Annotated in this window: 18 protein-coding genes; 11 read left to right on the forward strand and 7 right to left on the reverse strand. The window is 66.5% G+C overall.

Translation table 11 applies throughout. The features are described 5' to 3' along the window. Nucleotides 1-90: 90 nt before the first annotated feature. Nucleotides 91-1,032: a CysB family HTH-type transcriptional regulator gene (locus BLU17_RS12275; RefSeq protein ID WP_042268755.1), complete on the reverse strand. Its 942-nt coding sequence runs from the start codon at nt 1,030-1,032 to the stop codon at nt 91-93. A gap of 233 nt (nt 1,033-1,265) precedes the next feature. Here BLU17_RS12275 and BLU17_RS12280 point away from each other — a divergent pair, with 233 nt between their 5' ends. The 6 genes from BLU17_RS12280 to cobA all read left to right on the forward strand — a co-directional run bounded on the left by BLU17_RS12280 (nt 1,266) and on the right by cobA (nt 7,517). Continuing rightward, the gene (locus BLU17_RS12280) at nt 1,266-2,945 is read left to right on the forward strand and encodes a nitrite/sulfite reductase (protein WP_091997000.1); all 1,680 of its coding nucleotides are present in this window, start codon (nt 1,266-1,268) and stop codon (nt 2,943-2,945) included. A gap of 33 nt (nt 2,946-2,978) precedes the next feature. After that, on the forward strand, nt 2,979-3,515 hold the full coding sequence (locus BLU17_RS12285) for a DUF934 domain-containing protein (RefSeq protein ID WP_091997001.1): 537 nt from the start codon (nt 2,979-2,981) through the stop codon (nt 3,513-3,515). Beyond that, the gene (locus BLU17_RS12290; RefSeq protein WP_091997002.1) at nt 3,512-4,285 is read left to right on the forward strand and encodes a phosphoadenylyl-sulfate reductase; all 774 of its coding nucleotides are present in this window, start codon (nt 3,512-3,514) and stop codon (nt 4,283-4,285) included. Before BLU17_RS12285 ends, BLU17_RS12290 begins: the two co-directional genes overlap by 4 nt. 100 nt (nt 4,286-4,385) lie before the next feature. Beyond that, nucleotides 4,386-5,348 carry a sulfate adenylyltransferase subunit CysD gene (gene cysD / locus BLU17_RS12295; RefSeq protein WP_091997003.1) on the forward strand — a complete coding sequence of 321 codons (963 nt, stop codon included), beginning with the start codon at nt 4,386-4,388 and terminating at the stop codon, nt 5,346-5,348. Between the two features lie 25 nt (nt 5,349-5,373). Further along, on the forward strand, nt 5,374-6,690 hold the full coding sequence (locus BLU17_RS12300) for a sulfate adenylyltransferase subunit 1 (RefSeq protein WP_091997004.1): 1,317 nt from the start codon (nt 5,374-5,376) through the stop codon (nt 6,688-6,690). Nucleotides 6,691-6,743: 53 nt separating this feature from the next. Next, nucleotides 6,744-7,517 carry a uroporphyrinogen-III C-methyltransferase gene (cobA, locus tag BLU17_RS12305; RefSeq protein ID WP_091997005.1) on the forward strand — a complete coding sequence of 258 codons (774 nt, stop codon included), beginning with the start codon at nt 6,744-6,746 and terminating at the stop codon, nt 7,515-7,517. A 75-nt stretch (nt 7,518-7,592) separates the two neighbouring features. On the opposite strand, the gene BLU17_RS12310 is transcribed toward cobA, so the two are convergent. The 3 genes from BLU17_RS12310 to lptF are packed head-to-tail and all read right to left on the reverse strand — an operon-like array spanning nt 7,593 to nt 10,265. Next, nucleotides 7,593-7,970, reverse strand: a complete 378-nt coding sequence (locus BLU17_RS12310) for a sirohydrochlorin chelatase (RefSeq protein ID WP_091997006.1) — start codon at nt 7,968-7,970, stop codon at nt 7,593-7,595. A 42-nt stretch (nt 7,971-8,012) separates the two neighbouring features. Continuing rightward, on the reverse strand, nt 8,013-9,161 hold the full coding sequence (gene lptG / locus BLU17_RS12315) for an LPS export ABC transporter permease LptG (protein ID WP_091997007.1): 1,149 nt from the start codon (nt 9,159-9,161) through the stop codon (nt 8,013-8,015). Between the two features lie 3 nt (nt 9,162-9,164). Further along, a complete protein-coding gene (gene lptF / locus BLU17_RS12320; RefSeq protein WP_091997008.1) occupies nt 9,165-10,265 on the reverse strand; it encodes an LPS export ABC transporter permease LptF in 1,101 nt (366 codons plus the stop codon). Nucleotides 10,266-10,399: 134 nt separating this feature from the next. On the opposite strand from lptF, the gene BLU17_RS12325 reads away from it, so the two are divergent. The 3 genes from BLU17_RS12325 to BLU17_RS12335 are packed head-to-tail and all read left to right on the forward strand — an operon-like array spanning nt 10,400 to nt 12,853. Beyond that, nucleotides 10,400-11,926: a leucyl aminopeptidase gene (locus tag BLU17_RS12325; protein WP_091997009.1), complete on the forward strand. Its 1,527-nt coding sequence runs from the start codon at nt 10,400-10,402 to the stop codon at nt 11,924-11,926. Nucleotides 11,927-11,978: 52 nt separating this feature from the next. Then, nucleotides 11,979-12,395, forward strand: coding sequence for a DNA polymerase III subunit chi (locus tag BLU17_RS12330; RefSeq protein ID WP_091997077.1), 417 nt, complete (start codon nt 11,979-11,981; stop codon nt 12,393-12,395). A gap of 59 nt (nt 12,396-12,454) precedes the next feature. Next, nucleotides 12,455-12,853: a DUF2486 family protein gene (locus BLU17_RS12335; protein ID WP_245746826.1), complete on the forward strand. Its 399-nt coding sequence runs from the start codon at nt 12,455-12,457 to the stop codon at nt 12,851-12,853. Nucleotides 12,854-12,909: 56 nt separating this feature from the next. Here BLU17_RS12335 and BLU17_RS12340 read toward each other — a convergent pair whose 3' ends face one another. Both BLU17_RS12340 and ilvD read right to left on the reverse strand, forming a co-directional pair. Continuing rightward, the gene (locus BLU17_RS12340) at nt 12,910-13,275 is read right to left on the reverse strand and encodes a c-type cytochrome (RefSeq protein WP_091997011.1); all 366 of its coding nucleotides are present in this window, start codon (nt 13,273-13,275) and stop codon (nt 12,910-12,912) included. Between the two features lie 131 nt (nt 13,276-13,406). Next, nucleotides 13,407-15,080, reverse strand: coding sequence for a dihydroxy-acid dehydratase (gene ilvD, locus BLU17_RS12345; RefSeq protein ID WP_091997012.1), 1,674 nt, complete (start codon nt 15,078-15,080; stop codon nt 13,407-13,409). Between the two features lie 162 nt (nt 15,081-15,242). Between ilvD and BLU17_RS12350 the strand changes: the two genes are divergently transcribed. Both BLU17_RS12350 and lgt read left to right on the forward strand, forming a co-directional pair. Then, nucleotides 15,243-16,196: a LysR family transcriptional regulator gene (locus BLU17_RS12350; RefSeq protein WP_091997078.1), complete on the forward strand. Its 954-nt coding sequence runs from the start codon at nt 15,243-15,245 to the stop codon at nt 16,194-16,196. Nucleotides 16,197-16,442: 246 nt separating this feature from the next. Next, a complete protein-coding gene (lgt, locus tag BLU17_RS12355) occupies nt 16,443-17,363 on the forward strand; it encodes a prolipoprotein diacylglyceryl transferase (RefSeq protein ID WP_091997013.1) in 921 nt (306 codons plus the stop codon). Between the two features lie 121 nt (nt 17,364-17,484). On the opposite strand, the gene BLU17_RS12360 is transcribed toward lgt, so the two are convergent. After that, nucleotides 17,485-18,216: an SIMPL domain-containing protein gene (locus BLU17_RS12360; protein ID WP_091997014.1), complete on the reverse strand. Its 732-nt coding sequence runs from the start codon at nt 18,214-18,216 to the stop codon at nt 17,485-17,487. Nucleotides 18,217-18,346: the final 130 nt, after the last annotated feature.

Consider the following 18,346-nt stretch of genomic DNA (forward strand, 5'->3'; position numbering starts at 1 on the left):
GGTCTCCAGGCGAAAAGTGAAGCGGGAAGTGACGTTGTTGTGATGCGGTTCTGTTTTGTCTGCTTGTTCTTCCGGCGCGGGTGCGGGCCGTTACAGCTCGTAGGTCTCGTGCTCGCCCTTGAGCGCCTGCTCGATCAGCTTGCGGTTCAGGCTCGGCGAAAGCAGCTCGACGAGCGTGTACACATAGCTGCGCAGGTAGGCCCCCTGCTTGAGCGCGACGCGCGTGACGTTGCTGCCGAACAGATGCCCAACGGGCACGGCGCGCAGATGCCGGTCGCGCTCCGCGTTGAAGGCGATGTCGGCCATGATGCCCACGCCGAGGCCCAGTTCCACGTAGGTCTTGATGACGTCCGCGTCGATGGCTTCGAGCACGATGTCGGGCGAGAGGCCGCGCAGGCGGAACGCGTCGTTGATCTTGGTGCGCCCGGCGAAGGCGTTGTCGTAGGTGATGAGCGGATATTGGGCCAGGTCGTCGAGCGAAAGCGGCTTGCGTTCGAGCAGCGGATGATCGGGCGGCATCACCGCGACGTGGTGCCAGGTGAAGCAGGGCAGCGAGACGAGCTCCTTGTAGCCGGAGATGGCCTCGGTCGCGATGCAGAGGTCGGCCTGGTCATGGAGCACCATTTCCGCGACCTGCGTGGGGCTGCCTTGCAGGATCGACAGATGCACCTTCGGAAAGCGCCGCTTGAATTCGGCGATGGCGGCGGGCAGCGAGTAGCGCGCCTGCGTATGCGTGGCGGCGATGGTCAGATTGCCCTGGTCCTGCGCGGCATAATCCTTGCCCACGCGCTTGAGGCTCTCCACTTCCTGCAGGATGCGCTCCACCGAAGCGAGGATGATCCGGCCCGGCTCGGTGAGCGAGCGCACGCGCTTGCCATGGCGCGTGAAGATTTCGACCCCAAGCTCGTCCTCCAGCTCGATGATCGCCTTGGAGACGCCCGGCTGGCTTGTATACAGCGCCTTGGCCGCTTCGGTGAGGTTGAAGTTCTGGCGGACGGCCTCGCGGACGAAGCGGAACTGGTGGAGGTTCATATATAACCCCTTGGCATATCAACCTAATTTTTGAGTCGTTTGAAATATAAAGCGAGTTTATTACCATTCTTCCAACTTTTCCAATATGGATATCTGTTTTGGTCATTAGCACATGACCGGCGCGACTGAAGGCGCGCGCCTTCTGGAGGCGGACAGAGCGGAAAGAGCGAGTCGAGAAGTCGGAGCGCGGCGTAACCGGAACGCCGCGATTGAACCAACCCTGGGGTCCCCGAATGTACCAATACGATCAGTACGACCAGACCATCGTCGACGAACGCGTCGCGCAATACAGCGACCAGGTTCGCCGCCGCCTGTCGGGCGAATTGAGCGAAGAAGAATTCCGTCCGTTGCGCCTGCAAAACGGCCTGTATTACCAGCGCCACGCCTACATGCACCGCATCGCGATTCCGTACGGCAACCTGCGTAGCGACCAGTTGCGCATGCTCGGCCAGATCGCGCGCGAGCACGATCGCGGCTACGCTCACTTCTCGACGCGCTCGAACATCCAGTACAACTGGATCAAGCTCGAGGAAACGCCGGAAATCCTGCGCAAGCTCGCTTCGGTGCAGATGCACGGCATCCAGACCTCGGGCAACTGCATCCGCAACATCACCGCCGACCAGTTCGCGGGCGTCGCGCCCGACGAAGTCGTCGATCCGCGTCCGTGGGCCGAGATCCTGCGCCAGTGGTCGACGTTCCACCCCGAATTCGCCTGGCTGCCGCGCAAGTTCAAGATCGCCGTCTCCGGCACGAAGGAAGACCGCGCGGCCGTGCAGATCCACGACCTGGGCGTCTATCTCGAACGCAACGAGAAGGGCGACGTGGTCGCGAGCATTCTCGCGGGTGGCGGTCTCGGCCGCACGCCGATCGTCGGCGCCATCATCAAGCGCGACCTGCCCTGGCAGCATCTGTTGACGTACTGCGAAGCCGTGCTGCGCGTGTACAACCGCTTCGGCCGCCGCGACAATCTCTTCAAGGCGCGTATCAAGATTCTCGTGAAGGCGCTCACGCCGGCGAAGTTCGCCGAGCAGGTCGAAGAGGAGTGGAAGCATCTCAAGGACGGCCCCTCGACGCTCACGCAGGAAGAGGTGGACCGCGTCTCCCAGTATTTCGCGCCGCCGGCTTACGAAAAGCTCGCCGACACCGACGCGTCGTACGAAAAGCAACTGCTGGAAAACCGCGCGTTCGCGCGCTGGGTCGAGCGCAACGTGCGCCCGCACCGCGTGCCGGGCTACGCGTCGGTCACGCTGTCGCTCAAGTCGGGCAAGGTCGCGCCCGGCGACGCCACCGACAAGCAGATGGAAGCCGTGGCCGACTGGGCCGACGAATACTCGCTCGGCGAACTGCGCGTCTCGCACGAGCAGAACCTGATCCTCGCCGACGTCAAGAAGCGCGACCTCTTCGCGCTGTGGGAAAAGGCGAAGGCGCAAGGTTTCGCGACCGCGAACATCGGCCTTTTGACCGACGTCATCGCGTGCCCGGGCGGCGACTTCTGCTCGCTCGCGAACGCGAAGTCGATCCCCATCGCGCTCGCCATCCAGGAGCGCTTCGACGATCTCGATTTCGTCTACGATCTCGGCGATCTGTCGCTCAACATCTCGGGCTGCATGAACTCGTGCGGTCACCACCACATCGGCAACATCGGCATTCTGGGCGTGGACAAGGATGGCTCGGAGTGGTACCAGGTGTCGCTCGGCGGCGAGCAGGGCAACGGCGCCAACGGCGCGCGCCTTGGCCGCGTGATCGGCCCGTCGTTCTCGGCCGAAGAGATGCCCGACGTGCTGCAGAAGGTGATCGACACGTTTGTCGAGCTGCGCGTCGACGGCGAGCGTTTCATCGACACGTACGACCGCGTCGGCATCGCGCCCTTCAAGGAACGCGTGTACGCATCGCGCCAGCCGGCCCACGCATAAGCGCCGCACGCAACGAGATACGAGAGTTAAGCAATGGCATTGATTATCAGGAAGCGCGAAATCGTCGAAGACAACTGGCAAGTCGTGCGTGCGGCCGAAGACGGCTCGCTGCCCGAGGTGTCGGCGCTGCCCGCCGGCAAGGTGCTGGTGCCCCTCGCGCTGTGGCAAGCCGGGCGCGACGCGCTCGTCGCTTCGCGCGGCAAGGACGAACTCGGCGTGTGGCTCGCGCCGGATAGCGACCCCGCCGACCTCGCCGGCGACTTCGACAAGCTCGCGCTGATCGGCGTGGACTTCCCCGTGTTCCGCGATGGCCGCGGCTTCTCGATCGGGCGTCTTCTGCGCGAGCGCTATGGCTACAAGGGCGAGCTGCGCGCGATCGGCGACGTGCTGCGCGATCAGTTGCGCTTTCACGAGCGCTGCGGCTTCGACTCGTTCGCCGTGCGCGCGGACAAGGACATCAAGGACGCGCTCAAGGCCTTCACCGAATTCACAGTGCAGTATCAGGGCGCGGTCGACGAGCCGTCGCCGCTGTTCCGCCGCCGTGCGGCCCAGCAGGGCGCCGCGGCATGAGCACGGTCGCCAGCGAATTGCCGGCGGATCTGCAGGCGAAGATCGGGCGGCTCGACGCGCTGCTCGATTCCATCGCCGAACGCCACGCCAACGTGAAGCTCGCCAGCAGCCTCGCCGCCGAAGACATGCTGCTCACCCACGCGATCCTCTCGCGCGGCGTGAAAATCGGCATCTTCTCGCTGAACACGGGCCGCCTGCACGCGGAAACGCTCGGCATGATCGACGCGGTGCGCGAGCGCTACGGCTATGAGATCGAGCAGTTTCATCCGCAACAGGACGCGGTGGACGAATACGTCGCCCAGCATGGCCTGAATGCGTTCTACGAGAGCGTCGATCTGCGCAAGCGTTGCTGCGAGATCCGCAAGGTCGAGCCGCTCAATCGCGCGCTTTCGGGCGTGTCCGCCTGGGTCACGGGTCAGCGCCGCGAGCAGTCGGTCACGCGCGCGGAGCTGCATGAGGAAGAGCGCGACGAAGCGCGCAACATCGACAAGTTCAATCCGCTCGCGGACTGGACAGAAGCCGATGTCTGGGCCTACCTGCGCGCCAGCGACGTGCCGGTGAACCCGCTGCATGCGCGCGGCTACCCGAGCATCGGCTGCGAGCCCTGCACGCGCGCCGTGCGCCCCGGCGAAGACAGCCGCGCGGGCCGCTGGTGGTGGGAGTCGCGCGACACGAAGGAATGTGGCCTGCACATCGCGTCGGTGTCGGCCATTCCGGTTGTCGAAGCGTCGTCCGCCGTGTCGTTCATCCGCCAGCCGGACCAACATTGAAGTTTGTCGCGCCGCAGTGAAGAGCGGCGCGCCGTCGAATACCGAATACCGAGTACCGCGCGCCCCGTAAAAAGGGTGCGAATCAACGAAGGATCCGAACATGAGCACCACGCTCGACTCAGCAGTGAACGCACCGCTCCAGGTCACGGCGAACCGCATGGACCATCTCGACTGGCTCGAAGCCGAGTCGATTCACATCCTGCGCGAACTCGTCGCCGAATGCAGCAAGCCCGCGCTGCTGTTCTCGGGCGGCAAGGATTCGGTCGTGGTGCTGGCGCTCGCGCTGAAGGCGTTCGGCCTCGGCGCCAACCGCAAGACCGCGCTGCCGTTCCCGCTCGTGCACATCGACACGGGTCACAACTACGAGGAAGTGATCGACTTCCGCGACCGCCGCGCGGCCGAAATCGGCGCGGAACTCGTGGTCGGCCACGTCGAGGATTCGATCCGGCGCGGCACCGTGCGCCTGCGCCGCGAAACCGATTCGCGCAACGCCGCGCAGGCGGTCACGCTGCTCGAAACCATCGAGCAATACGGCTACACGGCGATGATCGGCGGCGCGCGCCGCGACGAAGAGAAGGCCCGCGCGAAGGAGCGCATCTTCTCGTTTCGCGACGAATTCGGCCAGTGGGACCCGAAGGCGCAGCGTCCCGAGCTCTGGAGCCTCTACAACGCGCGCCTGCATCCGGGCGAACACCTGCGCGTGTTCCCGATCTCGAACTGGACCGAACTCGACGTGTGGCAATACATCGAGCGCGAGAAGCTCGAACTGCCGTCGATCTACTACGCACACCAGCGCGAGATCGTGCGCCGCAACGGCCTGCTCGTGCCGGTCACGCCGCTCACGCCGATGAAGGAAGGCGAAGTCAGCGAAATGGCGCAGGTGCGTTTTCGCACCGTGGGCGACATCAGCTGCACGTGCCCCGTGGAAAGCGACGCGGACGACATCGAGAAGATCATCGCCGAAACGGCCGTGACCGAAATCACGGAACGCGGCGCGACGCGCATGGACGACCAGGCGTCGGAAGCCGCGATGGAACAGCGCAAGAAGCAAGGTTATTTCTAAAGAGCACGCAGAGGAACAAACGAACATGGTTACGACGCATCAACCTGAAGACCTCGGCGTGCTGCGCTTCATCACGGCGGGCAGCGTGGACGACGGCAAGAGCACGCTGATCGGCCGCCTGCTGTACGACAGCAAGGCGGTGCTGAGCGACCAGCTCTCGGCGCTCTCGCGCGCGAAGAACAAGCGCACCGTGGGCGACGAGATCGATCTGTCGCTGCTCACCGACGGCCTCGAAGCCGAGCGCGAGCAGGGCATCACGATCGACGTGGCGTACCGCTACTTCGCCACCGCGAAGCGCAAGTTCATCATCGCGGATACACCGGGCCACGAGCAGTACACGCGCAACATGGTGACGGGCGCCTCCACGGCGCACGCCGCGATCATCCTCGTCGACGCGACGCGCGTGACGGTCGAGAACGGCGTGACGCAACTGCTGCCGCAGACCAAGCGCCACAGCGCCATCGTCAAGCTGCTCGGCCTGCAGCACGTGATCGTCGCGATCAACAAGATGGATCTGGTCGGCTACAGCGAAGCCACCTTCGACCTGATCCGCGACGCCTACGTGGCGCTCGCGCGCCAGCTGGGCCTCGAAGACGTGCGCTTCGTGCCGGTCTCCGCGCTCAAGGGCGACAACATCGTGTCAGCGAGCGAGCGGATGCCGTGGTACGCGGGCGAGCCGCTGCTCGACGTGCTCGAGCAACTGCCGGTCGAGCAGCCCACGGGCGACGCGCTGCGCTTCCCGGTGCAGTGGGTGGCGCGCCAGGACGGTTCGAGCGCCGACGACTTCCGCGGTTACATGGGCCGCGTCGAGGCGGGCGAGGTGAAGCTCGGCGACGCCATCACGGTGCTGCCGGCGGGCCGCCAGGCGACGGTCGCCGAGATCATCGCGCCGGTGCCGGGCGGCACGGCGCAGGTGGACCGCGCGTTCGCGGGCCAGACCGTCACGATCCGCCTCGCGCAGGACGTGGACGTCTCGCGCGGCGACACGTTCGTGCCGGCCGCCGACGCCGTGCAGCCCGCGAAGAAGCTCGAAGCCGACCTCTGCTGGTTCGACGAGGAGCCGCTCTCGCCGCAGCGCAAGTACCTGCTCAAGCAGACCACGAGCACCGTGTTCGCGAAGATCGGCGCGGTCAAGCAGGTGCTCGACGTGCACACGCTCTCGCACGCCATCGACCGCCACGACCTCGCGATGAACGACATCGGCCGCGTGGCGCTCACGCTGCAAAAGCCGCTCGTCTGCGACCTGTATGATGTGCATCCCGGCACCGGCGCGTTCGTCCTGATCGACGAAGCCACGCACCACACGGTGGCGGCGGGCATGATCCGCGCGTTTTCCGCCTGATTCGGGCCGCGCGGGCGGGACAAACCGGGTCGGACACGAGAGACACGAAGGACATGGGCAAGGTTTATCTGATCGGCGCGGGGCCGGGTGCGGCGGACCTCATCACGGTGCGCGGCGCGCGGCTGCTCGGCGCGGCGGACGTCGTGCTGCACGACGCGCTCGTCGAGCCGGCGATGCTCGACTACGCGCCGCAGCACGCGAAGTTCGTCGCGGTGGGCAAGCGCTGCGGGCAGCGCTCCACGGCGCAGCACTTCATCAACAAGCAGCTCGTCGATGCGGCGCGCGAACATGCCGTGGTCGTGCGCCTGAAGGGCGGCGACCCGATGCTGTTCGGCCGCGCCGACGAGGAGATGCGCGCGCTCGAAGCGGCCGGCATCGAGTACGAGATCGTGCCGGGCATCACGGCGGCGCTCGCGAGCGCCGCGGCGCTGCAACGTTCGCTCACGCTGCGCGGCGTGGCGCGCAGCGTCGCGCTTGCAACCTGGTCGCGCGCGGCGGGCAGCGAAGCCATCCGCGAGCAGGTCAACGCCGATTCGCTCGTGTTCTACATGGGCCGCGACAGCGCGCCCGAAATCGCGCGCCAGCTCATCAAGGCGGGCCGCGCGGGCGTGACGCCCGTGGCCATCGTCGAAGCATGCAGCACCACGCGCGAGCGCACGCTCACGCTCACGCTGGCGGCCCTCGCCGCGGGCGAGGCGCAGGCGTGGCTCGATCCGGCGCAGCCCAGCCTGCTCATGATCGGCGATGCGTTTGCCGAAAGAACGGGGCAGGCGCAGCGCGACGACGAAGAACAAGACGACCGCCATCGCCGCCGTGCCGTTGCCTGAGCGGCGCGCGACAAGGCAAGGAAAGCAAAACGGGCTCGCCGGAACGCGAGCCCGTTTTCTTGTGCGTGAGCGTTTCTAGTCGCGCGCGTTTTCGAGGCAATACCGGACGACCGCATCGAGCACGGCGTCGTCCTCGCCGACCGCGCCCGCACAACGCAGGCGCACGCCCGGATGCGCAGTCTGACATTGCGCGATCAGCGCGGGCAGATCGCGGCGCACGTGGCCGCCCTGGCCGAAGAACACGGGCACGACCGTGATCGTGGCGCAGCCCGCCGCAGCCTGTCCGGCGATGGCCTCTGGCAGGCTCGGCGTCATGAGTTCGAGGAAGGCGAGGCTCACGGGCCCCGCATCGCCGCGCGCGGCGGCGAGCTTCGCGGCCAGGCGCTGGAACGGCGCTTGCCAGCCCGCGTCGCGCGCGCCGTGGCCGAAGAGGATCATGCCGTGGTTGCCCATGCTCGCGAGCCTCGACGAATTAGCAGGCCTCGCCGTCCGGCGTCAATGCCGGTCGACCCATTTGAGCCCGATCAGCCCGACCGCGAGGTAGATGAGTCCCGGTGTCGCCGCCGTGAGCGGCGCGGGCCAGGTGTTCAGTGTACCCACGTGCGAGAACAGCGTGTTGACGAGCTGGAAGCTCATGCCGAGCATGATCCCGCCGAACACCTTCATGCCCACCACGCCCGCGCGCGTGTGCAGATACGCGAACGGCAGCGAGAGCACGAGCATCACGAACACGGCGAACGGATACAGCAGCTTGCGCCAGAACGCGATCTGGTAGCGCTGCGAGTCCTGATGGTTCTCCGTCAGGTGCTGGATGTAGCGGAACAGGTTGAACATCGACATGCGGTCCGGCGAGACGAGCAGCACCGAGAGAATGTTCGGCGTCAGCTCCGAGCGCAGCGAGTATTCGGGCGCGGAGGTCTGCTTCGCGCGATAGACCGGATCGAGCGTGTCGGCGGGCTGGTTCTGCGGCGGCGGCACGCCGATGAGTTCCGTGTCGGTCACGTCCTTGAGCAGCCAGTGGCCCGGCGGCTGAAACGTGCCGCTCTTCGCGAGCCGCACGTTGGAAAGCCGGAACTGCGAGTCGAATTCGTAGATGCGCACGTTCGTGATGGTGGCGTCGGGCAGCAGCTCGCCGACGTTGACGAAACGCGTGACCTGCTCGCCGTCGGCGCGCGCGGTGAGCGTGTCCTTCACCCAGACGCCCGACTGGAAGTTGCTCGACACCGCCGAGCCGAGCGCCTCGAGCCGCACGCGCTCCGAGAGCTGGTCGGTGTACGGTCCGACCACTTCGCCGATCAGGTAGGTGAGCAGCACGAGCGGCACGCCGATCTTGAGCAGCGAGCGCAGCGCCTGGTTCGTGGCGAGGCCGGACACGCGAAAGATCGTGTACTCCGAATTCGCGGCCATTTGCGCGAACACATAGATCGCGGCGATGAGCGCCGCGACCGGAATGATCTCGTAGAGCCGCGAGGGCGCCTGCAGCGCCACGCGCAGCACCGCGTACTGGAACTTGTAGTTGCCGTGCCCGACCGAGTTCAGCTCGTTGATGAGGTCGAAGAAGAAGAACAGGCCCGAGAAGGCGAACAGGATGAAGATGAACGTCAGGTAGACCTGGCGGGCGAAGTATTTCTCGTAGATGCGCATCGATCAGTTCCCCTGCGAAGCGCGGTGGAACATCGCACGCGAAAAGAGCGGCCGGTTGCGCACGCGCAGCCAGAAGATGAACACGACGAGCGCGAACACCACGACGTGCAGCGAGACGAGGCCGACGGCGAACGGCATCTTGCCTTGCTCGATCTGCGACTGCACGACGTTGAGCAGGTTCGAATAGGTGAGGTAGATGAGCACCGCCATTACCAGATTGATCGTGCGGCTGCGGCGCGGGTTCTGGTACGCGAGCGGAATGCCGAGCAGCATCAGGTTGATGGCGATGAGCGGCAGGCCGGCGCGCCACGCGAGCTCGCCCAGGTTGTCGTCGGTGGGCTGGCGCAGCAGGCCCGGCGTGGACGTCGTGCTCGCCGAGGGCGTGTTCACCACGGGCTGGCTCGTGATCTTCACGCCGTAGCGCTGGAACTCGCTGATGCGAAAGTCGGGATGGCCCGGCTCGCCGTCGTAGCGGCGGCCGTTTTCGAGCACGACGAAGCGATCACCGCTCTTCATGGTCTCGGTGTGGCCGGTCTTCGAGACGATCACGCTGACCTTGCCGTTTTCCGTGCTCGTGACGAACACGTTCTCCACGCGCCCCTGGTCGGGGCTCATGCTTTCGATGAAGAACACGCGGTGCGTGGTGGGCGACTCGCGGAACTGGCCGGGCGCCAGCAACGACACTTCGTCGCGCTGCTGGAAGCGCGCGCGGATGAGCTTGCTTTGCGCGTTCGACCACGGCCAGCCGATGAACGCGAAGAACACGATGAGCAGAATGATCGGCGCGGAAAACGTGGCGACCGGCTTGATGAGGCGCGTGAGGCTCACCCCGGAGGAGAGCCACACGACCATTTCCGAATCCTTGTACCAGCGCGTGAGCACGAACAGGATCGACACGAAGAGCGTGACGATCAGCATCACGGCCATGTAGCCGATCACGGTGAGGCCGATCAGCACCAGCACGTCGCGCGGGTCGATCTGGCCCGACGCCGCGAAGCCGACGATGCGGATCATCATCGTCGTCAGCATGATCGTGAGCAGAACCATGAACACGGCGCCGGCCGTGTACGCGAGTTCGCGCTGCAGGGAACGTTCGAAGATCATTCTTGATGGGCAGGGCGGGCGGCCCGTGCCGGGAGGCGCGCAGCTCGCGCAACCGCCCAGGAGCCGCCGCAGGAAAAATAGCGGATAATTGCGGCTTTCATCCTAAGCCCAGATTTTATCCGAGGACAAGCGCGATGGACTTTAGCATAAAAGCCTGTGACTGGAGCAAAGGCGGGGAAGGCTCCTTCCTGACCGGCAAGTCGGATTGCATCGTGGTCGGCGTGTTCGAGGCGCAAACCCTCTCGGGCCCGGCGTTCGCGATAGACGGCGCGGTTGGCGGCGCCATCGCGCGCGTCGTCAAGGCCGGCGACATCGACGGCAAGGCCGGCTCCACGCTGTTCCTGCCGGAAGTGAGCGGCATCGGCGCCTCGCGCGTGCTCCTCGTGGGTCTCGGCAAGCAGGACACGTTCGGCCAGAAGGCATACGGCGACGCGGCGAAGGCCGCCTGGCGCGCGATCCTCGGCACGAAGATCGCACAGGTCACGTTTACGCTCGCGCAACTGCCGGTGAAGGAACGCACGGGCGACTGGGCCGTGCGCGCCGCCGTTCTCGCGCTGCGCAACGAGACCTATCGCTTCACGCAGATGAAGAGCAAGCCCGACGTCTCGCAGCGGGCCTTGAAGCGCGTGGTGCTCAGCATCGACGCCAACGAGGAAAAAGCCGCCAAGCTCGCGGCCAGGCAGGCCGTCGCGCTCGCCAACGGCATGGACCTCACGCGCGACCTCGGCAACCTGCCGGGCAACGTCTGCACGCCCACCTATCTCGCGGCCACGGCCAAGAAGCTCGCGCGCGACTGGAAGCTCAAGGTCGAAGTGCTCGGCCAGCGCCAGATCGAAACGCTCAAGATGGGATCGTTTCTCTCGGTGACGAAGGGCTCGGTCGAGCCGCCGCAGTTCATCGTGCTGCATTACCAGGGCGCCGGCGCCAAGGCCGCGCCCGTCGTGCTGGTCGGCAAGGGCATCACGTTCGACACGGGCGGCATCTCGCTCAAGCCGGGCGAGGGCATGGACGAGATGAAGTACGACATGTGCGGCGCGGGCTCGGTGCTCGGCACGATCCGCGCGGTCGCCGAAATGGGCCTCAAGCTCAACGTGATCGGCATCATCCCGACCTGCGAGAACATGCCCGCGGGCAATGCCACGAAGCCGGGCGACATCGTCACCACCATGTCGGGCCTGACCGTCGAGGTGCTCAACACCGACGCCGAAGGCCGCCTGATCCTCTGCGACGCGCTCACTTACGCCGAGCGCTTCAAGCCGGCCGCCGTGGTCGACATCGCCACGCTCACGGGCGCGTGCATCATCGCGCTCGGCCATCACAACAGCGGCCTGTTCTCGAAGGACGACGCGCTCGCGGGCGAGTTGCTCGACGCCTCGCGCGAGGCGAACGACCCGGCCTGGCGCCTGCCGCTCGACGACGAGTATCAGGAGCAGCTCAAGTCGAATTTCGCCGATCTCGCCAATATCGGCGGGCGTCCGGCGGGCAGCGTGACGGCGGCGTGCTTCCTCTCGCGCTTCACGGAAAGCTACCCGTGGGCGCACCTCGACATCGCGGGCACCGCGTGGAAGAGCGGCGCGGCGAAGGGCGCAACGGGCCGCCCCGTGCCGCTGCTCACGCAGTTCCTGATCGACCGCGCCGCGGACGGTCGCGCGGCGCGATGAACCCAGGCATGGCGATTGCGGCGTGTGCGAGGGCGTGCAAGGTGATGCGGGCATGACGCGCATCGATTTCCACACGAACGTCGGCGACTCGCTCGCGTATGCGTGCCGCCTCGTGCGCAAGGCGTATCAAGCGGGCCAGCAGGCGGTCGTGCTGGCCGAGCCGGCCCGCCTGCGCGCGTTCGACGAGATGCTGTGGACTTTCTCGCCGCTCGACTTCGTGCCGCACTGCATGGCCGAAAGCCCGCATGCTGCCGAAACGCCCATCGTGCTGGCAACGAATCTCGAGCGTGCGCCGCATCATCGCGTGCTGCTCAATCTCGGCGCCCAGGTGCCGGCGCAGTTCGCACGCTTCGAGCGCCTGCTCGAAGTCATCGGCGATGCGCCCGATGAACTCGCGTCGGGTCGCGAGCGCTATCGCTTTTACCGCGACCGCGGTTACGCGCTCAACAACTACAGGCAGGGCGGCTGAGGCCGGACGTGAAACGCGGACCGGCATCCGGCCGACTGCCCCGATCGATGGAGGGTATCGTGTCCGGTTTGCACGACAGGGAAGATGCTTCGATTCCGCTCTTGAACGAGGTGATGGTCGCCGGCAATCCGCTGCGCGCGCATAACGTCGCCGAGGCGAAAAGCGCCACGGCCGCTGCCGTGAAGGCCGCCGTGGCCGAGCCCGAGGGCCTGTTCGCGCACGACGCCGACGCGCTCGTCGAGCGCCTGCGCGGCCGCTGCCTGACCTGGCTCACGGGCGAAGGCCGCGCCGTGATCGAGGCGCGCTGCAGCACGGCGATGCAGGAGCACTCGACCTGGCTCGTGGGCCAGGTGTCGCGCGAGATCGGTCTCGCACTCGAAACCGAGCTCAAGGGCTGGGTGAAAGCCGCCGTACGCGAAGAGCTGGCGGCGCGTTCGGGTCATCCGCCTTCGGCCTGATTTTCAGATCCGTTCGATCCGGCGTGCGGCGCTTTGCCGCGCGTCGTCACCCCGCCTCACTTGAGCGTGAGGACCCAGTTCGCGAGCACGGCCGCCTGGCCGGGGTTCAACTGCGTGTTGGCCGGCATGGGCACCGTGCCCCAGACGCCGGTGCTGCCTTCCAGAATCTTGCGGGCGAGATAGGTTTGCGCTTCGGGCTTGCCCGCATATTTCGCAGCGACGTCGCGAAGCGGCGGCCCCATGAACGTGCGGGTCACCGAGTGACAGCTCATGCAGTTTTGCTGCTGGGCGAGCGCGAGGCCCGTCGGGCCGTTCTGCGCGCGGGCCGGGGCCGCGCCGAGCGCCAGGGCGCCGAGCGCGCCGAGCATGAGCGCGGCGGCGCGCGTCGCTGTCTTGTTCTTCGCTTGCGACTTCGGTTTCATACTGGTCTCCGCCAGCGTGGACGCCGGCTGTGTCGTCGCATTATAAAAGCAAAGGGCGCACGTTCCGGACGTGCGCCCTTTGCTTTGAGACAGTTCGCGACCTGGGCGGCTTCGCGCGGGTCGCGCGGCGTCTAGCCCGTCACGGCGCCCTGGTTGGCCGGGCGCGCGAGCGCCGCGTACTTCGCGAGCACGCCGCGCGTGTAGCGCGGCGCGGGCTGCTTCCATGCCGCGCGGCGGCGCGCGAGTTCGGCGTCGTCCACGTTCAGTTGCAGCAGGAGCTTGTGCGCGTCGATGGTGATCGAGTCGTCTTCCTGCACGAGCGCGATCATGCCGCCTTCGAACGCTTCCGGTGCGACGTGGCCCACCACCATGCCCCACGTGCCGCCCGAGAAGCGGCCGTCCGTGATGAGCCCCACCGATTCGCCGAGCCCCTTGCCGATGATCGCCGAAGTCGGCGCGAGCATCTCCGGCATGCCGGGGCCTCCCTTCGGGCCGAGGTAGCGCAGCACGACGACGTCGCCGGCCTTGATCCTGTCGGCGAGGATCGCTTCCAGCGCGCTCTGCTCGTCGTCGAACACGCGCGCCGGGCCCGTGATGACCGGGTTCTTCAGGCCCGTGATCTTGGCCACGGCGCCTTCGGTCGCGAGGTTGCCCCTGAGAATCGCGAGGTGGCCTTCCTTGTACAGCGCCTGGCTGATCGGGAAGATCACCTTCTGGTCGGCGCGCGGCGTGGACGGCACGTCCTTCAGTTCTTCGGCGATGGTCTTGCCCGTGATGGTCATGCAGTCGCCGTGCAGCAGGCCCGCGTCGAGCAGGATCTTGAGCACCTGCGGAATGCCGCCGGCCTCGTGCAGGTCGGTGGCGGCGTACTGGCCCGAGGGTTTGAGGTCGCAGATCACGGGCACCTTCTTGCGCATGCGCTCGAAGTCGTCGATGGTCCAGCCGATTTCCGCCGCGTGCGCGATGGCGAGATAGTGCAGCACGGCGTTGGTCGAGCCGCCCGTCGCCATGATGAGCGCCACGGCGTTCTCGATCGACTGCTTCGTGATGATGTCGCGCGGCTTGAGGTCGTGCTTCACGGCTTCGGCGAGCACGCGCGCCGACTCCGCCGCCGAGTCGACCTTCTCTGCGTCGGGGTTGGCCATCGTCGACGAGTACATGAGCGACATGCCGAGCGCCTCGAACGACGAGCTCATGGTGTTCGCGGTGTACATGCCGCCGCACGAACCGGTGGACGGGCACGCGTTCTTCTCGATGCCTTCGAAATCCTCTTCGGTCATGCGCCCGGCCGTGAATTCGCCGACGGCCTCGAACGCCGAGACGATGGTCAGCGCCTTGCCCTTCCAGTTGCCGGGGCGGATCGTGCCGCCGTACACGTAGATGCCCGGCACGTTCATGCGCGCGAGCGCGATCATGCCGCCGGGCATGTTCTTGTCGCAGCCGCCGATCACGACCACGCCGTCCATCCACTGGCCCTGCACGCAGGTCTCGATGCAGTCGGCGATCACTTCGCGCGAGACGAGCGAGTACTTCATGCCCTCGGTGCCCATCGACATGCCGTCCGAAATCGTTGGCGTGCCGAAGGTCTGCGGGTTCGCGCCGGCGCCCTTGACGGCCGCGACGGCCGCGTCGGCGAGGCGCTGCAGCCCCGCGTTGCAGGGCGTGATGGTCGAGTGGCCGTTGGCGATGCCGATCATCGGCTTGTCGAAGTCGGCTTTCTCGTAGCCGAGCGCGTAATACATCGAACGGTTTGGCGAGCGCGCGACGCCTTGCGTGATGTGCTTCGAACGACGGTTATAGGGCATGGGGACCTCCGGTGGGCTTTGTCTCGGATGCCGGGCCTGGATGTTCTGGTTCGTGGACGCGCCGGCATGTGCGTAGAAGCATGCAGTTTCGCGAGAAGGATGTCTAATATATTATTCACGGCCTATTGAGTCGGAAAACATATCAATGCGAGCCCAATGCCGATGAGTGCGACGATTCCCGATTTGCGCCAGCTCCGCTATTTCGTGGCCGTTGCCGAGGAACAGCATTTCGGCCGCGCGGCGGCGCGCCTGTCGATGACGCAGCCGCCGCTCTCGCAGGCCATTCGCGCGCTGGAGGAGACGCTGGGCGTGGCGTTGTTCGCACGCACCCGCCGCTCGGTGGAGTTGACGGCGGTGGGCGCCGACCTGCTGCCCGAGGTGCGGCGCCTGCTGGCCTCGGCCGAAGCGCTGCGGCCGCTCGCGCAGAGCCTCGCGCGAGGCGAGGCCGGCGTGCTGGCGCTGGCCTTCGTCTCGACCGCCGACTACGGGCTGCTGCCGCTTCTGCTGCGCGACTTCGGCGCTCGCTATCCGCGCGTGCGCCTGCAACTCACCGAAGCCACGAGCGACGTGCAGGTGGAAGAACTGGTGGCGGGGCGCCTCGACGCGGGTCTCGTGATCTCGCCGCTGCCGCCGCGTCACGCGGCGCAGCTTTGCTGGCTGCCCGTCGCGCGCGAACCGCTCGTGGCCGCCATGCCTTCGGCGCTTTCGGCGCGTCTGGGCGGCGCGGCCGACGACGGCTGGCACGACGCAGCCGTAAGCCTGCGCGATCTGGCCGACGCGCCGCTCGTCATCTTCCCGCGCCATCTGGCCCCCGGCTTCTACGACAGCATCATGGACTGCTATGGGGCGGCGGGGATCGCGCCCAACGTCGGCCAGGAGGCGATCCAGATGCAGACGATCGTCAGCCTCGTTTCGGCCGGCATGGGCGTGGCGCTCGTGCCGCAGTCGCTGCGGCATCTGCGGCGCACGGGCGTCGTGTACCAGCCGCTTGCCGGGCCCGTGCCGGCGATCGAGACGGGGCTCGTGTGGCGCTCGGCCGGGGTGAGTCCGGTGCTGGCGGCTTTCATCGAGATCGTGCGCGCGCACGCGTCCACGGGGGGCGCAGTCGGCGCGTAGCGGTGCGTGCGGTCGGCGTCGCATGTCATTTCATCTGGCACCGCTACACTCCCGGCGCACTGCGAACCGTGCAATCTGGTTCGTGCACCCGCGCGTCGGCGATAATGTCACGCCATGACACGCCGGCGGCGAACCTCGCCGCTTTGCAAACGTCCAACGCGCTCTGCCGCTTTTTTGCAAACAGCGGTCCGCTGCTGCCCGCAACCCGATTTCAACCGATATCGCCGACAAGACTCCACTTTCACGATGCTCATCCACCCGAACTTCGACCCCGTCGCCATTCATCTGGGGCCGCTCGCCGTGCGCTGGTACGGCCTCATGTATCTCGTCGGCTTCATTCTCGCGATCGTGATCGGACGTCTGCGCCTGCGTCTGCCGTTCGTCGCGGCGCAGGGCTGGACCGCGAGAGACATCGACGACATGCTGTTCTACGGCGTGCTCGGCACGATTCTCGGTGGACGCCTCGGCTACGTGCTGTTCTACAAGGCGAGCTGGTATTTCGCGCATCCGCTCGACATCTTCAAGGTGTGGGAGGGCGGCATGTCGTTTCACGGCGGCTTTCTCGGCGTGACCTTCGCGATGATCCTGTTCGCGTGGCAGCGCGGCCGCACATGGCTCCAGGTGACGGACTTCGTGGCGCCCATGGTGCCAACGGGACTTGCGGCCGGCCGTCTTGGCAACTTCATCAACGGCGAGCTGTGGGGCCGCGTGACCTCACCCGACGCGCCGTGGGCCATGCTGTTCCCGGGCGCCGCGAACGACGACGCCGCATGGCTCGCCGCGCATCCGCAACTGGCCGCGCAGTGGCATCTGAACGACGTGTTCGCGCAGTACCACTTGCTGCCGCGTCACCCGTCCGAGCTTTATGAAATCGCGCTGGAGGGGATCGCGCTTTTCATCGTGCTGATTCTTTTCTCGCGCAAGCCGCGCCCCGTTGGCGCGATCTCGGCGATGTTCCTGATCGGCTATGGTCTCGCGCGTTTCACGGTCGAATTCGCGCGCGAACCCGACGACTTCCTCGGGCTGCTCGCGCTCGGCTTTTCGATGGGCCAATGGCTTTCGCTGCCGATGATCGTCGCGGGCCTCGGCTTGATGGCGTGGGCGTATCGCCGCGCGAAGTGCAGCAACGGCAACGACGGCGCGCAGGTGGCGAACGCGAAGCGCTGATTCACACCTACGCGAACGCCTACGCAAAAGCATGCAGCGTTTTGCGTTTTAGCCCATAAAAAAGCCACGGTTTTCACCGTGGCTTTTTTATCGAGCGTTGCCCGCGCGCGGCGCGCGCGCCTTACTTCATCTGCACCGAGCCGGAGACGTTGGCGCTCACCGTGGACGTGCCGGCTTCGAGCGGCACGGGGGCGGACATCTTCGCGTCCGCCGAAACGGCGCGTGCGCTCATCATCATCACGGGGCGCGGCATCACGCCCGTGTGTCCCACGTTGACATCGCGAATCGTGTAGCTGCTGTAGCCGAATGCACGCGTGGCCGAGAGCGCCTGGTCGCGAAACGAGGCGATGGCCTGGCCCGAGAGCTTTTGCTCGGCAGCGCGCTGCGCTTCGGGCGAGAGCGAGAACTGCACGTTGCCCACCTGCATGACCGGCGAGAGATCGCCCGCGAGCTTCGACGCCGCCGCGAAATCGTGCGATTCGAGCACGACCTCCGTGCGCCCGCGCCAGGCGGAGATGCGCCCGTCGCGGTCGGTGGAGGGGAAGATCGAGAACTGCCCCGAGCGCGCCGTCACGCCAGCGACGCTCCTGGCTCTTTGCAGCGCGGCGTCGGCGCGCTGATTGAGCGTCGCGGTGAGCGAGGCGGGATCGCTGGCTTCCTGTTCGTAGAACAACGTAATGGTGACGACGTCTTGCGGGACCTCGGCGCTCGCCTGCGCGGAAAGCGAAAGTACGCCCGAGGGCTGATAACGCGCGTCGCTCTGTGCAAGCGCGGCGCGCGGCGCGAGCGTCAAGGCGAGCGGAAGGGCGGCAGCGAATGCGGCGGCGAGCGTGACGGCAGTTTTTCGGTTCATTGAGGCTCCTTGCAGAACTGGCGTCGCGGGCGACGTGCGCGCAGCACGTCAAGCGTCGGCGGACTGCGCATGGCGACGCGCGACTGTGGGCGATTGTGCTCGAAGTTACGCTGCGATGTCGCTAGCGTGT

Origin of the sequence: Paraburkholderia lycopersici (assembly GCF_900096975.1) — a bacterium.
In the GTDB taxonomy this organism is placed as follows: domain Bacteria; phylum Pseudomonadota; class Gammaproteobacteria; order Burkholderiales; family Burkholderiaceae; genus Paraburkholderia; species Paraburkholderia lycopersici.

Coding starts and splice junctions, on each gene's coding strand:
- lptG (WP_091997007.1), bottom strand. CDS start 9,161: ATGCGCATCTACGAGAAATACTTCGCCCGCCAGGTCTACCTGACGTTC.
- BLU17_RS12330 (WP_091997077.1), top strand. CDS start 11,979: ATGACGCGCATCGATTTCCACACGAACGTCGGCGACTCGCTCGCGTAT.
- BLU17_RS12280 (WP_091997000.1), top strand. CDS start 1,266: ATGTACCAATACGATCAGTACGACCAGACCATCGTCGACGAACGCGTC.
- BLU17_RS12310 (WP_091997006.1), bottom strand. CDS start 7,970: ATGGGCAACCACGGCATGATCCTCTTCGGCCACGGCGCGCGCGACGCG.
- BLU17_RS12360 (WP_091997014.1), bottom strand. CDS start 18,216: ATGAACCGAAAAACTGCCGTCACGCTCGCCGCCGCATTCGCTGCCGCC.
- BLU17_RS12275 (WP_042268755.1), bottom strand. CDS start 1,032: ATGAACCTCCACCAGTTCCGCTTCGTCCGCGAGGCCGTCCGCCAGAAC.
- BLU17_RS12300 (WP_091997004.1), top strand. CDS start 5,374: ATGGTTACGACGCATCAACCTGAAGACCTCGGCGTGCTGCGCTTCATC.
- lptF (WP_091997008.1), bottom strand. CDS start 10,265: ATGATCTTCGAACGTTCCCTGCAGCGCGAACTCGCGTACACGGCCGGC.
- BLU17_RS12340 (WP_091997011.1), bottom strand. CDS start 13,275: ATGAAACCGAAGTCGCAAGCGAAGAACAAGACAGCGACGCGCGCCGCC.
- BLU17_RS12325 (WP_091997009.1), top strand. CDS start 10,400: ATGGACTTTAGCATAAAAGCCTGTGACTGGAGCAAAGGCGGGGAAGGC.
- BLU17_RS12350 (WP_091997078.1), top strand. CDS start 15,243: ATGAGTGCGACGATTCCCGATTTGCGCCAGCTCCGCTATTTCGTGGCC.
- lgt (WP_091997013.1), top strand. CDS start 16,443: ATGCTCATCCACCCGAACTTCGACCCCGTCGCCATTCATCTGGGGCCG.
- BLU17_RS12290 (WP_091997002.1), top strand. CDS start 3,512: ATGAGCACGGTCGCCAGCGAATTGCCGGCGGATCTGCAGGCGAAGATC.
- cysD (WP_091997003.1), top strand. CDS start 4,386: ATGAGCACCACGCTCGACTCAGCAGTGAACGCACCGCTCCAGGTCACG.
- ilvD (WP_091997012.1), bottom strand. CDS start 15,080: ATGCCCTATAACCGTCGTTCGAAGCACATCACGCAAGGCGTCGCGCGC.
- BLU17_RS12285 (WP_091997001.1), top strand. CDS start 2,979: ATGGCATTGATTATCAGGAAGCGCGAAATCGTCGAAGACAACTGGCAA.
- cobA (WP_091997005.1), top strand. CDS start 6,744: ATGGGCAAGGTTTATCTGATCGGCGCGGGGCCGGGTGCGGCGGACCTC.